At 31.4% G+C, this 15,640-nt stretch carries 17 protein-coding genes; 10 read left to right on the top strand and 7 right to left on the bottom strand.

Annotated features, from left to right (window positions below; all coding sequences use genetic code 11):
* Entirely contained in the window at positions 1 to 1,275 is a 1,275-nt protein-coding gene (locus CN925_RS20855) for an MFS transporter (RefSeq protein WP_098848712.1), read from the bottom strand.
* Between the two features lie 265 nt (positions 1,276 to 1,540).
* Here CN925_RS20855 and CN925_RS20850 point away from each other — a divergent pair, with 265 nt between their 5' ends.
* Positions 1,541 to 2,707 carry a sulfite reductase subunit alpha gene (locus CN925_RS20850; RefSeq protein WP_098848711.1) on the top strand — a complete coding sequence of 389 codons (1,167 nt, stop codon included), beginning with the start codon at positions 1,541 to 1,543 and terminating at the stop codon, positions 2,705 to 2,707.
* A gap of 146 nt (positions 2,708 to 2,853) precedes the next feature.
* Here CN925_RS20850 and CN925_RS20845 read toward each other — a convergent pair whose 3' ends face one another.
* Positions 2,854 to 3,240 (bottom strand): VOC family protein, encoded by a 387-nt coding sequence (locus CN925_RS20845; protein ID WP_098848710.1) that lies wholly within the window; start codon positions 3,238 to 3,240, stop codon positions 2,854 to 2,856.
* Positions 3,241 to 3,430: 190 nt separating this feature from the next.
* On the opposite strand from CN925_RS20845, the gene CN925_RS20840 reads away from it, so the two are divergent.
* On the top strand, positions 3,431 to 4,369 hold the full coding sequence (locus CN925_RS20840) for a zinc ribbon domain-containing protein (protein WP_098848709.1): 939 nt from the start codon (positions 3,431 to 3,433) through the stop codon (positions 4,367 to 4,369).
* 272 nt (positions 4,370 to 4,641) lie between these two features.
* Here CN925_RS20840 and CN925_RS20835 read toward each other — a convergent pair whose 3' ends face one another.
* The 3 genes from CN925_RS20835 to CN925_RS20825 all read right to left on the bottom strand — a co-directional run bounded on the left by CN925_RS20835 (position 4,642) and on the right by CN925_RS20825 (position 7,498).
* The gene (locus CN925_RS20835; RefSeq protein ID WP_286138576.1) at positions 4,642 to 5,505 is read right to left on the bottom strand and encodes an N-acetylmuramoyl-L-alanine amidase family protein; all 864 of its coding nucleotides are present in this window, start codon (positions 5,503 to 5,505) and stop codon (positions 4,642 to 4,644) included.
* The gene (locus tag CN925_RS20830; protein ID WP_098848707.1) at positions 5,502 to 6,533 is read right to left on the bottom strand and encodes a YARHG domain-containing protein; all 1,032 of its coding nucleotides are present in this window, start codon (positions 6,531 to 6,533) and stop codon (positions 5,502 to 5,504) included. Before CN925_RS20830 ends, CN925_RS20835 begins: the two co-directional genes overlap by 4 nt.
* 413 nt (positions 6,534 to 6,946) lie before the next feature.
* Positions 6,947 to 7,498 (bottom strand): VanZ family protein, encoded by a 552-nt coding sequence (locus tag CN925_RS20825; protein ID WP_098848706.1) that lies wholly within the window; start codon positions 7,496 to 7,498, stop codon positions 6,947 to 6,949.
* Between the two features lie 237 nt (positions 7,499 to 7,735).
* Between CN925_RS20825 and CN925_RS20820 the strand changes: the two genes are divergently transcribed.
* Together CN925_RS20820 and CN925_RS20815 are read left to right on the top strand one after the other, a co-directional pair.
* Positions 7,736 to 8,428, top strand: coding sequence for a DUF975 family protein (locus tag CN925_RS20820; protein WP_098848705.1), 693 nt, complete (start codon positions 7,736 to 7,738; stop codon positions 8,426 to 8,428).
* Positions 8,429 to 8,687: 259 nt separating this feature from the next.
* Positions 8,688 to 9,407, top strand: a complete 720-nt coding sequence (locus CN925_RS20815; RefSeq protein WP_098848704.1) for a metallophosphoesterase family protein — start codon at positions 8,688 to 8,690, stop codon at positions 9,405 to 9,407.
* Between the two features lie 48 nt (positions 9,408 to 9,455).
* Here CN925_RS20815 and CN925_RS20810 read toward each other — a convergent pair whose 3' ends face one another.
* The gene (locus CN925_RS20810) at positions 9,456 to 10,352 is read right to left on the bottom strand and encodes a DMT family transporter (protein WP_098848703.1); all 897 of its coding nucleotides are present in this window, start codon (positions 10,350 to 10,352) and stop codon (positions 9,456 to 9,458) included.
* Positions 10,353 to 10,623: 271 nt separating this feature from the next.
* On the opposite strand from CN925_RS20810, the gene CN925_RS20805 reads away from it, so the two are divergent.
* The 6 genes from CN925_RS20805 to CN925_RS20780 all read left to right on the top strand — a co-directional run bounded on the left by CN925_RS20805 (position 10,624) and on the right by CN925_RS20780 (position 14,434).
* Entirely contained in the window at positions 10,624 to 11,151 is a 528-nt protein-coding gene (locus CN925_RS20805) for a dihydrofolate reductase family protein (RefSeq protein ID WP_098848702.1), read from the top strand.
* A gap of 190 nt (positions 11,152 to 11,341) precedes the next feature.
* Complete coding sequence (locus CN925_RS20800) at positions 11,342 to 12,031, top strand: hypothetical protein (RefSeq protein ID WP_098848701.1); 690 nt, start codon at positions 11,342 to 11,344, stop codon at positions 12,029 to 12,031.
* Positions 12,032 to 12,091: 60 nt separating this feature from the next.
* Positions 12,092 to 12,778, top strand: a complete 687-nt coding sequence (locus CN925_RS20795; protein ID WP_098848700.1) for a Dph6-related ATP pyrophosphatase — start codon at positions 12,092 to 12,094, stop codon at positions 12,776 to 12,778.
* A 181-nt stretch (positions 12,779 to 12,959) separates the two neighbouring features.
* Entirely contained in the window at positions 12,960 to 13,235 is a 276-nt protein-coding gene (locus tag CN925_RS20790) for a DUF4190 domain-containing protein (RefSeq protein WP_286138575.1), read from the top strand.
* Positions 13,236 to 13,345: 110 nt separating this feature from the next.
* Entirely contained in the window at positions 13,346 to 13,717 is a 372-nt protein-coding gene (locus CN925_RS20785; RefSeq protein WP_098848698.1) for an iron chaperone, read from the top strand.
* Between the two features lie 165 nt (positions 13,718 to 13,882).
* Positions 13,883 to 14,434: an AAA family ATPase gene (locus CN925_RS20780; protein ID WP_180233034.1), complete on the top strand. Its 552-nt coding sequence runs from the start codon at positions 13,883 to 13,885 to the stop codon at positions 14,432 to 14,434.
* 29 nt (positions 14,435 to 14,463) lie between these two features.
* Here CN925_RS20780 and CN925_RS20775 read toward each other — a convergent pair whose 3' ends face one another.
* Positions 14,464 to 15,231 carry a divergent polysaccharide deacetylase family protein gene (locus CN925_RS20775; protein ID WP_098848696.1) on the bottom strand — a complete coding sequence of 256 codons (768 nt, stop codon included), beginning with the start codon at positions 15,229 to 15,231 and terminating at the stop codon, positions 14,464 to 14,466.
* Positions 15,232 to 15,640 lie beyond the last annotated feature (409 nt).

Genomic DNA, 15,640 nt, shown 5'->3' with positions numbered 1-15,640 from the left:
TTAGTAATTTGTCGTTTTCGCTACTTCTTTATTATTAGGTTCGGAAACACGAGTTAAAAAGAAAATACCAATAACAAATAAAATAATTAGACTAAATACCCCCATATTAGAACGGCCTGTAATTTGAGCTGTCAAACCGACTATTAATGGTCCCATGATCGATGCAAATTTACCGAATATATTATAGAAGCCAAAAAACTCGTTTGATTTTTCTTTAGGTACGAGTTTTGCGTAATACGAACGACTTAATGCTTGGATTCCACCTTGGGATGTGGCAACGAGCATAGCCAAAATCCAAAAGTCTAAAGTGGAATTTAAAAAGTAAGCATATATACAAACAATCATATAAATAATGATTCCAACATACAGCATAATTTTACTTGAAAACTGATCTGCAAGCTTTCCATAAATAATTGCAAAAGGGCAAGCAACAACCTGCGTGACAAATAAAATAATTAATAGATTTGTTGAACTGATTCCAAGGTCGGTTCCATAAGCCGTTGACATCGTAATAATCGTTCCAACGCCATCGATATAAAAGAAATATGCAAGTAAAAATGTAAATAATGCACGATATTGTCGGATATTTTTAAACGTTTTTCCTAGCCTTTTAAAGCTATTTAAAACAGGATTTTGTTCAGGTTCAATAAAGTAATTTTGACGAACGTTTCGCATTAAAGGAATCGTAAAAATGCCCCACCAGGTTGCAGTAATAAGAAAGGCAATTTTACTTGCGAGAGTTGTTGAAATTGAAAGTAATTCCTTTTGAGCTAATACGATTAATGCAATACTAATGATAAATGGGATCGTACTACCTATATATCCGAAACTAAAGCCTCGAGCGGATACTTTATTCATACGTTCTTCTGACGTTACATCTACTAAAAAAGCGTCATAAAATACATTCGCGCCCGCAAAGCCAATAGCTGTAATCGTATAACAGATTAAGAGTAAAAGCCAGTTATCATTCGGAATAATAGTAAGTAATGCAGTAAAGGAAACACCGAGAGTAAAAAAGAAAGAAAAGAGCTTCTTTTTAAATCCTTTATAATCAGCAATTGTTCCAAGAATCGGACCTAACATAGCTAAAATAAATGTAGATATTGCGATCGTATAACCTAAATATGCAGTTGAAGCAGAAGCACTTATTCCGGCTTTAGAAGCAGAAGCTTTATAAAAAAGAGGGAATACGGCAGTGCTAATAATGATAGAATAAGCTGAATTGGCCCAATCGTAGAAAATCCAACTATTTTCTTGCTTCGTAAAACTCTTCATGAGTTTTTTCCTCCCAATGATTAGTAACTGCTTTTTAAAAGGTTATAGACTAGATACTACTAATATTTTATTTATCCTCTACAGTTTTCAGTATATTAACAAAAAATTTTCTGTATAAGCTATGAAAAAGAAGAGAATCCTTAAGATTTTGGGACAAATGATAAAGAAAAGCACGAAAAAGGTAAAAAAGTCGTAGATGTTAATACATTATTTGCCACTTCTATGTTATCTTATTTATATACACATTTGTTGGAGGTTAAGGATTATGAAATCAGCTTTTGAAGAGACTAAAAATGAGAATATCCCATTTTCAAGAACTAATCCGTTTCAAGCGAAGGTTCTTAAAAATATTAATTTAAATGGAACAGGCTCAAACAAGGAAACAAGACATATTGAATTATCATTAAAAGGTTCAGGACTTACTTATGTCCCAGGTGCTGCACTTGGCGTAATCCCTTCAAATGATCCAGAGCTAGTTGCTGCTCTTATAAATGAAATGAAATGGGATGAAGAAGCAATTGTTACTGTTGGTAAGCAGGGTGAAACATTATCTTTAAAAGAAGCGCTTACATCTTACTTTGAAATTACACTATTAACGAAGAAAATCTTACAACAAGCAGCTGTTTTCACAGAAAATGAAGAGCTGAAAAACCTTGTGTTGGTTGAAAATGCAGCTAAACTAAAGGAATATTGCTATGGACGAGATTTACTAGATATGTTACGTGATTTTGGGCCATGGAGTGCTTCTGCTCAAGAAATCGTTTCATTATTAAGAAAAATGACTCCACGTCTATATTCAATCGCAAGTAGTATTGCTGCAAATCCAGATGAAGTTCATTTAACAATCGGTGCTGTACGATACACTGCACACGGACGCGAACGTAAAGGTGTATGTTCTGTTTTATGTTCAGAACGTATTAAAGAAGGAGATACACTTCCGGTTTATGTTCAAGCAAATAAACATTTCTATTTACCAGAGTCAGAAGACAAAGATATTATTATGGTTGGACCTGGTACGGGGATTGCACCATTCCGTTCGTTTATCCAAGAACGTGCAGTCAATAAAGTTACTGGCCGTTCATGGCTATTTTTTGGAGACCAGCATGAAGCGTCTGATTTCCTATATAAAAGCGAGTTAGAAAAATACAAAGAAGATGGAGTATTAACTCGAATTGATACTGCATTCTCACGTGATACGGATCAAAAAGTTTATGTGCAACATAAAATGCTTGAACATGGTAAAGAATTGTATGAATGGATCGAAAAAGGAGCTTATTTCTACGTTTGTGGAGATAAAGAATATATGGCCAAAGACGTAAACGAAGCACTTATTACAATTCTTGAAAAAGAAGGTTCAATGGCTCGCGATGCAGCTGAAGCGTATCTAAAAGATATGCAAAAGCAAGGTCGTTACCAACGTGATGTGTATTAATTATAAGTATTAGAATATCGTTTTATTGAAATAAAAAGTAACCCTTCGTTCCTGTTGGTACAAAGGGTTACTTTTTTGTTGTCTACATAAACTTCCATTCTCTAAGGTATTGTTAAAGAGGACACCCTCCTAAAAACCAATTTGCATTATAAAGACTGGAATAATTCAATCCATTCTCCGTCTGGTCCATAAAAGAAGATATATTTTGATCCACTTGGTAATGTTGTGACGGACTCGTCTATAAATGTTACATGATGGTCTTTAACACGTGCGATCTCCGCTTCAATGTTATCTACTGCAAATGCAAGGTGATGAACTTTACCCTCTGCTGGTAAATCCGGATTATAACCAGAAATTAATTCGATAATCGGTTCTTTTGAATCTTCAAATCCTAAGAATGCTAATTTAATTTTTGGATCAATATGGTCCTGTTTTTCCAAAAACACTAATCCCACAACTCTAGTATAAAATTCAATCGATGCATCTAAATCTCTTACTTGTATCCCGACATGTTCGAGTTTTTTTACAGCCATCATTCTACCTCCTATTAAAATGGATTCTGCAAAACAGTATAACATACTATGGATGGCAGCATTAACATTGAAAGGAGTCTTTATTATCGGTTTATTTGTAATTTCTTTAATTATTTTCAGAATGTTTCTACACTATCAAAATATAAATTAAAAGTATCTTAAATTTGTCAAAGGTTTAGGAGGATGATTGATGTTTTGTAAAATATGTGGCAATTCAATAGTAGAAAGTGACCGTTTTTGTGGAAATTGTGGAACAAAAGTAATTTCTATGAAAAACGAAGAGGTAATATCAACAAATCATAATCAGATTAAAGAGGATATTTCCTTAGGTGAAACGGTTTCAAAAGTAGTTACACAAAAGAGTGAACGATCAAACCAAAATTCTTCTGCAATCGTACATAACAGGCTTTTAACACAAACAGTAACAGAACAAGGTGGAAATAGCCAAGTTATGAATCATGTTAATTCAGAGCAACTTAATCAATTTAAATCTTCAATGTTAGACTTTTGGAGTTTCTTTAAATTAGCTATTAAAAACCCATATGGTGTTACACAAGAAGTTACTGAAAAATATTTTTTAAAAGGAATAATCATATTAATTTTATATTCGCTATTAATTCCAGCGACTTTCTATAATGTATTAAAAATTGGGATTAAATCAACTGAAAGTGTTATAGGAGATTATACTAACTTCAGTAGCCAATTAAGCTTTAGTGCCTTGGTTATTAGTCCATCTGTTATGATTTTAATTGTTAATTTGATAACTGTCATAACATCCTACATTTTATTAAAAGGTAAAAAAACAAATCTGCATTTAAAAGAAGTAATTGCAAGATATGGAACTTTATATTCTGTTAGTTTAGCTTTAGTATTCTTTGCATTTATTCTAAGCTATGTCTCTATAACACTTTGTTTAATCCTTGTCTTAGTATCGATATTTATGAGTATTAGTGTTGTACCATTAGTAATAAGTTCGTTTCAACATACTTACACTAAAGGACTCGATAGTTTATATATCATTTCGATAGTTTACATTGTAATGGCAATAACAGAAATGATTTTATTACGATCTATGATTATTAATACTATTGAAAGAGTGAGTCATTTACTATTAGGAAATCATTTTTAATTAATAAGGATCGAATAAATACTTAAAAAATATCGTATGATCCCATTTAAGTAGAAAGAGAAAACACAACACATTTAATTTGTGGATGTTACTCTTTTACTTAGAAGGGATCTTTTTACGCAACTAAATGGACAAGCATTCAGGATTTTTTATAGAGGAAATTAAGCTTTATAAAAATCGATCATTTTCATTAAAAAAACGTGCAAGGTAGATAATGCTATCCATACACGTTTAGTTATAAAAATAGGAAAGTTCTGGTTAATTGGCTTATCTTATTTACTTATATTTATAGTAGAGCTATCATCAATAACATTGGAACGATATCGATCGATCCCATCTGCAATCTTCATTAATAAATTTGTTAAATAGTTTTGATCTGATAGTTTTCGATCTTCCTCGGGATTTGTCATAAACCCAAGCTCAATTAACGTAACAGGTACCTTTGACCAATTAAATCCTGTGAGATCGTCACGATAAGAAATTCCTTTTACATTTGTAGATTGCTCGTTTTTTACTTCTTCAATAATATTTTGTGAAGCTAGTAAACTATCCTTATAAAGTGAAGGAATATATAGATTATCGACAGACGGGGTTAATACAGAAAATCCGTTTGTAGATTGATCATTTGACCCGTCAGCATGGATTCTTATAAATAAATCAGCATGGTTTTTGTTCGCTATTTCCGCTCTTTCTTTATTGCTTAAATTGACATTGTTTGTTGTACGAGTGAAAATTACTTTGTAACCACTTTTTTTTAGGATTTCACCTAATTTAAGCGATGCCTCTAAACTTAAAATATACTCGGGCTTTTTTGTTACTACTCCAGTTGTACCACCGGCTACCTTTATCTTCATAACACTAGAGCCCGGTCCCAATGGTTCAAGCGCTGTATTCGCTTTCTCTTGGTGACCTGGATCAATACAAATTACAAGTTGTTTTGGAGAATTCTTCTTTTCATTTGGTTGAATGACATTATTAGGTTTTCCTTTTACATTATCTATATTAGGTTTCTGACTGAGTGATGTTTTGATCGGTTTAATATCAGAATGATCATTAGGATAAAATAAAAAACTTAAAAAACAGAGTGTAAAGATCGTAAAGAAAATAAGGCTCTTTTTATGAACTACAAACTTCAATGGATCGATTCCTCCCTGGCCTTGATTAAGTTTACATTATAAGTTTCAATCTCACTTAGTTTACCATCATAAGTCACATCTGGACTATACCATGATTTAGTTAAAAAATAGTTGCGCATATCTTTCGTTTTAAAAATGTAACCATGACGAGCATAGATTTCGTTTCTAGCTCTACGCAACTCATCCTTCTTCAAATATTCTATCTCACCCAGAGTCAGTTTTCTTATATTACTCATTGGCAATATAAACTCATCTGTAGTTGTAGTAGACACGTCACCATATACCATTGTGTGGATCACAATCGCTAAATCATTTTTTGAACTTCCTTCTAATACAGGAATTGACAAACCGCAAGAGCCTGAATAATACATTAAATCTTCGTTAGATAATGTATGGGGATACTGTGCAACACATTCATTACCTACATAAATATGCCAGGATGTATTATTAGCCATTGCTACTTCATCTGCAATATTTGCTACTTTAATAGCCCAATCCCTTATTGGAGAAATATCTCCACTATCATATAAATTAAATAGTAATTGAAGATTTTCTGGAGAAATATGATTAGCTGTTAAATTGATTACACCATCTATTTGAGTTATGTCCCAACTTCCAACAGATAGACTTCTACTACCATTGTAAATTTTTAATTGTTCTAATCGATTGATATAAGAAGGGATCGTTTGAGAATTAGTCGGATGATTATCAGATATTTTTACTTTCTCTGGTATTTTATCATTTGTTGCCACTTTGTTCGGGACTTGTTGGGAGTGTTGATTATTATTTGTTAATTTTGGATAAATAAAATAAATTGCTACAGTTAATATGATTAATACTACTATTGAAATCATTATTCCTTTTATTCTATTATATTTATTTTTATAATTCCTTTCTTGCAACTGCCTACTTTCCGAACGAGTATCGACCTGATTAGTCACTTCTAGATTACTAGATCTTTCTCCACAATTTGTACAAAATTTTGCCCCTTGTTCTAAGTTACTACCACATTTAGTACAGTAAGCCAAATCTTCTCACTCCCTTATTAATCGTTAAAATCATTCTAATGTTGACTTTAAGAAAAAATGCATTTTATTTTTTATAGGAAAGAATATGATAAGGTGCTGACTTGCAATGTAGGAAAGTCTGTTGAAAAGATGTCGTATGTACAATTGATAAAATTTGAAAAGTCGATAAATCAAAAAAAAGCACTGGATCGATGTAATTGATTACTTAGAGTTAATAAAAAACGACTAAGAGGAATCTCTGTAGTCGCACTGTTATAAATTGCTTGGTTTGATAAACGTATTGTTAAAATAAAAGAAATTTACACAATAATAAATATATGATTGATCTGTATTTCAAAGCACAAAAATATAATTTACTTCCTAAAAATTTATAAGAAGATCCTAAATAACTCTGCAGGGGGGAGAAGACCATTCTAAACAGCGGTATTTTCTTTTAAATACAAAACTCTCGAAATAATCCAACCAAATAATATACCACTTACGTTTAAGATCACATCATCGATATCCATCACTTTATTAGGATATCCTGTTACATAATTGATACAAAGCTGAATGATTTCAATTGATAGAGACAACAAAATACCAAATGAAAAAATTTTATAAAACCTAAGAATTTTTCTTTTTAGTACTACATAGAGAACTGGAATTGGAAGCAACAATAGAATGTTACCAATTACTTGTATCCATAAATCATATTCAATCGACTTAAGAATAGTCTGAAAGGGTGAAAGTTGATAATATAGCTTACTAGTTATTTCAGGATTTTTTTTATAGAAATACGTAATTGGAAAGAAGACAACTTTTACTAAAGATAAATAGTAAAAAAACCATATCGTAAAATGATAAAATCTTTGCTTTGTAAATGTCTTAGTAATCCATTTTATTTTTATAAAATAAGCTATTATTCCTATCAAAAATACAAATGAAAATTCAATAGGATCTAATGTTACTGAAAATCCGTTCATGTTAGTATCCCCAAGATTATTTCTTTTTTTAACCTATCCACTTTATTTTATCCTCCTTAAATTTAGGAATGGTAAAGACCCTCAATAATTAAATCGGAGGAAAATAAAAGAAAATTAATATCATATGTGAACAAAATGTTACCTTGCTAGAGTAAAAAAATATTGACATAGTTTTAAAAAAGGGATTTGTAGAATCATATTGAATTTTATATGTATAACTAGGAAGGAGGTGCTTTCATGTACCTTGAAGAATTACGCTCAAGAGCAAGAGATACCTTGAGCGGGAATTGGAAAAAATTTGTTGGATATACGATCATCGTACTACTGCTAACTACATTCGTTGAAAATCGACTTTCTACATACTTTCCGAATCCCATTGAAAATAATTTGACGAAATACATATCCTATGTAATTGATTGGAATGATTACCTAACACTTATTTATAGTTTATTTATTACGGCAATTATTACAATTGGGAGTACAAGGTTATATACCTTTGCGACAAAGGAAGATGTGCAACCTTATTCATTACAAACAATATTTTATTATTTTAGAAATTTGAACTTATATTTAAATGCATTTTTACTAAATTTCTTAACTTATTTATATTCTACGCTTTGGACATTACTTTTGATTGTTCCTGGCATTATAAAATCATATTCATATAGAATGGCCCCATACATATTTATTGAAGAACCTCATCTGACTCCTAATGATGCCATTACGAAAAGTAGGAGAATGATGGATGGATATAAGTGGAAATTGTTTTGTTTAGACATCTCTTTTATAGGTTGGATTATTTTATGCATATTAACGGTTGGGATTGGGTTTTTGTGGTTGTTTCCGTATATGAATGCAAGTGAGGCACATTTTTATCATGAATTAAAAAATAAAGAAAATGACTCAAATATTAGTGTAAAAGGTATTTAAATTCAAAAAATGGCTGACCTATTTGAAATGATTAAGGACAGCCGTTTTTTTAATTAGCTCTACAGTTTAATAAGAATAAACGAGGGGCTACAAAATAGCTCCTTTTTCCTTTATACATAATAAGGAAGTATTAATAAACTTTTAAATTGAATTGGTTTATAATTACTTTATCAAGTATTAATGTTTACTAGTTTATTAGGCATAATTTGATTGAGTCTTTGATGTAAAATGTAAATAGGATAGAACAGGAGGGAGCATCATGACAAAAATAGCAATTATTTCAGATATCCACGGAAATAAGACTGCATTAGAGGCAGTTTTAAAAGACATTCGCGCTAGGCAAATTGAGAGGATTTTTTGCTTAGGTGATCTAATTGGAAAAGGGCCTCAAGGCTCAGAGTGTATAGAACTTGTTCAAAAAAATTGCGAAAAAGTAGTTCGTGGCAATTGGGATGTATTTATTCAGTCACCTGCAGAAAATGATTTTATTCGATGGTTTAGAGACCGATTAACTGAAAAGGACTATCAATTTCTATCTTCATTACCTTTTCATATTGACCTAGAATTAAATGGACAATTAATTAGGTTCTTTCACGCTTCACCTAGAAGTGAATTTGAGAGGATTTTACCTTTTCATCCAATTGAAAAACGGTTAAGTATGTTTGAAAATAGTGAAATTACAAATTCAAACGAGAATGAAAAGACTCCTGATATTATCTTTTATGGGGACATACATACTACTTTTATGGAAACTTTCAAAAACGGAATTTTATGCAATGTAGGAAGTGTTGGAAATTCCCTTGATTTGACGTCAGCATCATATGCGATTCTTGATGGATCTTATTCAACTAATTCGATCCAATTTGTAAGGGTAGAATATGATAGGGAAGCAGAACTGATGATTGCCGAAAAGTTAAAATTACCGGATCTAGAAAAATACCATGATGAAATAATGTTTGCAAAGTATAGAAATTCATAATCTAAATGAAAAACAGTGGGAAACCGTATCTTCCCACTGTTTATTTCATTATTTAGCTGTTTTTTTCAAAAATGGTTTAGACAATTTCATTGAATGATTCTCACTGATAAATGTGGAACCTAATAGCAAGGCCCCACCAATCAGTTGAACAATTGTCATTTTCTCATGTAAGAAAACAGTTGAAATGAATAAAGAGGTGATTGGATCAACATAACTTAATGCTGCTATGCTTTGTCCGCTTAATTTCTGCATACTTGAAAAGAATAACAAGAATCCAATGCCTGTGTGAACCATTCCTAAGATGAATAGTAATGGCATTGAAGAAACTGACAATTCCAATATCCCGAAACCTTCTGTAATGAATACATAAGGTATAAGAAGAAATGATGCTGTTCCAAGCTGGATCAGTGTAATTTCTAAACCACCCATATTTTTAATAAACTTATTAAGTAACATTAGAGATGCATAAAACACAGCAGCTAATAATCCATAACCAATTCCAATAAAATCTTCTAATCTAGTTGTGCTTAATCCACCACTTGAAACAACTAATATCATCCCGATGATAGCTATTAGAATACATATTAACTTCTTAGTTGATAATCTTTCTTTCAGAACCAATGGTGATAAGATCAGGACAAAGACTGGTGCAAAATAATAACTTAGTGCTGCGTTTGAGACAGTTGTATATTTATAAGCTTGAAAAAGGAATATCCAATTTCCACCCAATGTAATGCTAGAAAGTAACAAAATATAAACATTATTTTTGACTGATGCCCACGATAATTTCTTCTTACCGATCAACATGTATGTTATTAAAAATAAACTACCAATTAAACCACGCAATAAAGCTATTTCACTCGAAGCTAAATCAATGTATCTTATGAATACGCCAATCGTACCAAAGATTACCATTGAAAGTAGGAATTGAATTTTAGATTTCATCGTCTACTCCTTCGAATCTACGAAACAGCTTATATTTCGCAGATTCTTAATCTGTTTTTAATATAAGCTCATATAGTACTGTTTGAACACCAGGAGTAAACGGTGGTGGCGGTGATGTTGAAAATGGTTTCCAATCATATAGATTTATAGATGATAAAGGCATTTAGATTCCCCCTATTTCAAATAGCATATTATTGTTACTTTCAATTATATTAGATGAATGAATATGTAAAGAACAAAAAACTTCAAAAATAAAGATAGGAGATTTTTTATGGTAAACCAACGTAAAATTATATTATATATTGGTACTTCTATTGATGGATATATAGCAAACAATGATGGTAGCCTAGAATGGCTAGAAACTACAGAAGTAGAAGGAGACTCTGGCTATCATACACTATTAGAAAGAATTGACACTGTTGTAATGGGAAAAACGACATATGACGTCGTTCGCGGATTTGATATGGAGTATCCTTATCGTACATATAAAAACTATGTGTTTTCAAAATCTTTGTCCGGATCAGATGAATATGCTACTTTTATAAATCGAGATATTAAAACTTTTATACAAGAATTAAAAAGTCAAACTGGTAAAGATATATGGTTAATAGGTGGGGGAAATCTAGCACGAGAATTTTTTAAAGAAAATTTAATAGATGAATTTCAACTAGCGATTGCTCCAATTGTTTTAGGAAAAGGAATCTCTCTTTACACTGGAGATGACATTACTCAAAAATACACTTTAACGAAAGTAGAAAAATTAGGTCAACTTGCGATGCTTCATTATGTAAAGAAATAATTTGAAGAAATGATGGACAAATAATCAGGCTTTTTTAATTTTATTTTAATTCATGCCATTTCAACGAAAAGATCGACTATTGTCGGTCTTCTTATTTTTGTCTCAATTGGTTGAAAAAAGAACAAGGGAGGTTAAAATATTTTGTCGAATATTAAAATAGATTAATAAATCGATAATAGGAGATGAGTAATTGAGAAGTAAATTTAAGAATTTATACTTACTACTAACAGTTGGAGTAATTATCGGTATTGTAGCGTGTTTGATTGTTTTAATTCCAAAAGAATTTAAAGGTGACAAGGCAAAAATTATGAAAACGGCACAAATACTTAAAGAAAAAATGGAAGAAAAATACGGAATTAAGATTATTGAGAGTAAAGGTTTTTACAATCGAAATCATGTAGGTTATGGTGCCACATTAACTACAAAAAATGGGATAACATTTGATGCATGGAATCAACCGCATCGAATTGTTGACTTTTATCAAGAAGAAGTTTTGAGAAAGAAAGGTATAGAAAAATGGGGCTATGCCAATGAATTTCCTACCAATGTTGAAAAAATAGATTTAAATATAGGTTTTCGTAATGAACAACTAAAAGAGATTGAACAATTGACAGATAGAATAGAAAATGTAAAAAATAAGTTATGGCTAACACTTTATATTGATTTAAACGAAACGTTTAAAAAAGAAAAAGCAAAAGAAGTTGAACATGATATCTTTAACTATTATCAAAAAATTCTTAATGATCAAGGTGAAGGGATCGAGTTAATTGTTCGACATAAAAATGATACTGGTTCTTATATGATCATTAAAGATGAGAATGGAGAACTTCCTCCTATTGAGGATGTAAGTAGTATTGCTAGAACATTAGATAAGTTTTAGTATATTTATTTTGTTCGTATAGATAGCAAAAAGTCATTAGCATAAAGGGGAAACTTGTGAATGGTTGAAACAGTAAACTGGAAAAATAATGCGAATGGAAGTAGATTTATAGCTTCTTTTAGTGGAGGAAAAGATAGTGTTCTAGCTTTATATAAAGCTATGAAAATAGGGGAAGCACTTGGATTAATCGTTATGCTAGAGGAAGAAGGAAAGCGCTCTAGGTCCCATGGAATGCCCCCTGAAATAATTCAAGCTCAAGCTGAATCAATAGGGTTACCTGTATATACTGGGGTGGCGAGTTGGCAGGAATATGAAAAAGTATTTTCCCAGCTATTAGAAAATGCAAAATATCAAGGTGCAGATGTATTAGTAACGGGTGACATCGATATGCCCGTCCAAGATTGTTGGCATGACAAGGTTACAAAAAATGTTGGATTAAAGCTTGGAATGCCATTATGGGGAATGAATCACCGTGAAGCTGTCGACCAGTTTATAAATAGTGGGTTTCAAACGATTGTAGTAACGGTCAACTTAACGTTAGGAATGCGAGAAGAAGATTTAGGACGAACGTTAACTCATGAATATGTGAAGGAGCTTGAAGATCGGGGCATTGATCCATGCGGAGAAAGTGGTGAGTTCCATACTACCGTGATAGATGGACCGATTTTTAACTATCCGATTTCCATTAAAAAGTGTGAAATTATTAGGGACGGGGAATATGCTTATTTGCCTTTGGAACTTGCATAATTAAAAGATAGAATTTGGAAACAAGAATGATTTCATGGTGCTTAATTTTTATAAGAAATGCTAAAATTACCCCAAATTACAAATAGGAGTTGTTAGTGTAATATAAAATAAGATTATAAATAATAGGATGGTAGTAATCTATTTTACAATTTATATTTTTAAACTCATGGGGGAAATTGTAATGGGAACAATTAATAGTAAATCTATTTCTTCATTAACATTAGGCGTATTATCGATCATCATTCCATATCTTGGTTTCATTCTGGGGATAGTCGGTTTATTTATTTCAAGAAAAAGTATTGCTGAAATAAATCATTCGAATGAAAAAGGGAAAGGTTTAGCAATTTCTGGAAGGGTTTGCAGTATTGTTGGAATATGTATCCAGGTGTTTCTAATTATCATTTTAGTTTTAGGCATTATAACTTTTTTTTCAACGAGTAATGATATGACTTTTTAAAGCAATTTTGACTATTTAAGTTGTAAAATATATAGTTTAAGATAAATACATAAAGCAAACATTTTGAGAGACCGGTAAAACTACATAAAATTACTTGAGGAGGGAACTATATGGAAGTTTTTGCAGACTATTTAGCAGGAATTGACCACCTAGACCACCGTGAACGGACTGCTGAAGTTTTGGATTGGATTTCGAACAAATTTCCTGGTTTAGAGCCACAAATTAAGTGGAATACACCTATGTTTTCAGATCATGGTACTTTCATCATCGGCATTTCGACTGCTAAACAACATATGAGTATATCACCTGAAGAAAAAGGTATTGTGCACTTTTCTGATGAAATTGAAAAGGCTGGCTATAGTGCCACTAAAGGTTTATTTCGGATTCCTTGGAAAGTTCCAGTAAATTATGAATTGCTTGAAAAAATGATAGAGTTTAATATTCAAGATAAAGCGGAATATACCACTTTTTGGCGTAAATAATGTTACCTATTATAAACTTGTTGGTAACCTTTAAATTTTATAAATAGCGACTTAGTAGGAACTGACTAGATCAGCTCCTATTTTTTCTATTCATAAAACAAGGTCATTTTAAGTACCAAATCGAATGATATTAGTATCAATGTTTTAAGATAAGTGGTGATTTAAGTGATGAATAAACTACCAAAGAAAATACGAATCATTGGTTCAGTTGGAAGTGGTAAGACGACATTAGCTAGACAAATGTCTACAAAGCTAAATATACCGTATTTTGAGTTAGACAATTTTGTATGGAAAAGGCAAAAGGGATATAAAGATGTCAGGCGCACCGAACAAGAAAGAAAATATTATTTAGATACTCTTATTCGTTTGGATACATGGATTATTGAAGGTGTACATAATGAGGAATGGGTAAGAAATAGTTTTCATAATGCAGAGTTGATTATTTTTTTAGATACTAACTATTCTGTTAGAACGTATCGAATTACTAAAAGATATTTCTTACAAAAACTTAAATTAGAGAAGTCAAATTATAAACCAACACTTAAAATATTTTTCAAAATGTTTAAATGGAACAAGTATTTTGAAGAAGTGGGGAAACCATCATTTTTTAAACAGTATAAAGATTACAATGATAAAATATTGATCGTTCAAAGTATACATGAGGTTGAAGAGTACCTTAACGAACACATTTCAAAAAATATAGGAATCGCAAAATAGCGGTTCCTAATATTTTTACAGCAGGTAGTTTAATGTAAAGGAATTGGCAGATTTTCTACTAATTCAGATAAAAATACAAATTTAGCTTCTTCTTTTATTTTAGGTATGTATTCCTTTATTACATTTGAAGTAATTTCGCCTGGTTCACCAACATGACCGATTGCGATCATAGTTGGTTCAACTTTTACTTTTTCTAAAAGTAATCGTGTTTGCTTTTCTATATGTTTATACGTATAAAAATCATCGAAGAACATCTTGTTTTCGATGACCGGTACGCCGATCTCATCTGCAACTTTAGTCACTATGCTCCGGTAATTCGTCTTACTATCGAAAAAAAATAGACCTCTTTCTTTACAAACAGTTAAAACAATACGCATTACTCTCTCATCTGAAGTTGCTTTTGATCCCATATGATTATTTATCCCTATAGCGTATGGGACATCATCTATAGCAGCTAGGACCCTTCTTCGTATTTCTTCATCACTTAAGCTCGTTTTAATTGCATTAGGTCCTAACCAACTTGCCTTCCCGTTCCTTGGTTCCATTGGCAGGTGAACAATTACTTCATAGCCTTTAGAGTGAGCAACAGTTGCATCCTTTTTAGTAGAAGGTAAAAAAGGCATCACCGCAACTGTTAATGGGATTGGTAATGAAAGCATTTGGTCCGTTCCTTTCATGTTATTACCAAAATCATCAATCACGATCGCAAGCCTATGATTAGGTTCAGCAAATACTGAAGAACAAGAAGTAAATAGAACTACTATAATAGAGAATATAGACGTTATCCAAAGCTTCATTGGTAAATCTCCCTTTTTCATTAATTACTAAGCACTACTATTTTCTGTTAATTATGGAGAAATTAACCGTAAAATATTGTAAAAAATACTTAAATGTATAATGACAGAGGTAAATGTGATTTTGCTTAAAGAGAATGTGAAGAAGTGTATAAATAAGTGGAATACTAAAATGATCGACAAATAAACAAGAGAGGAAGAAAAAATGAATAATAATAGGTTATATAAATCGAATTCAGATTATTACCAGTATCTCTTTTAGTCTATCTAATTTTGGGAGCACTGATGAGTAATGATGATTTTTATTATGTTGAAGATTATATTATGGATGTCCTTATTTAAAGGTCTTTTTTATAGAATGACGAGTTCATGAGGTAGTAAACCAGCGGAAGATAGAAAGATACTTCCCCAT

This window comes from Bacillus sp. AFS055030 (assembly GCF_002574545.1).
Classification (GTDB): Bacteria; Bacillota; Bacilli; order Bacillales; family Bacillaceae_G; genus Gottfriedia.
The sequence above is the reverse complement of the archived record's forward strand: the minus strand, read 5'-3'. Positions and strand labels throughout refer to the sequence as shown.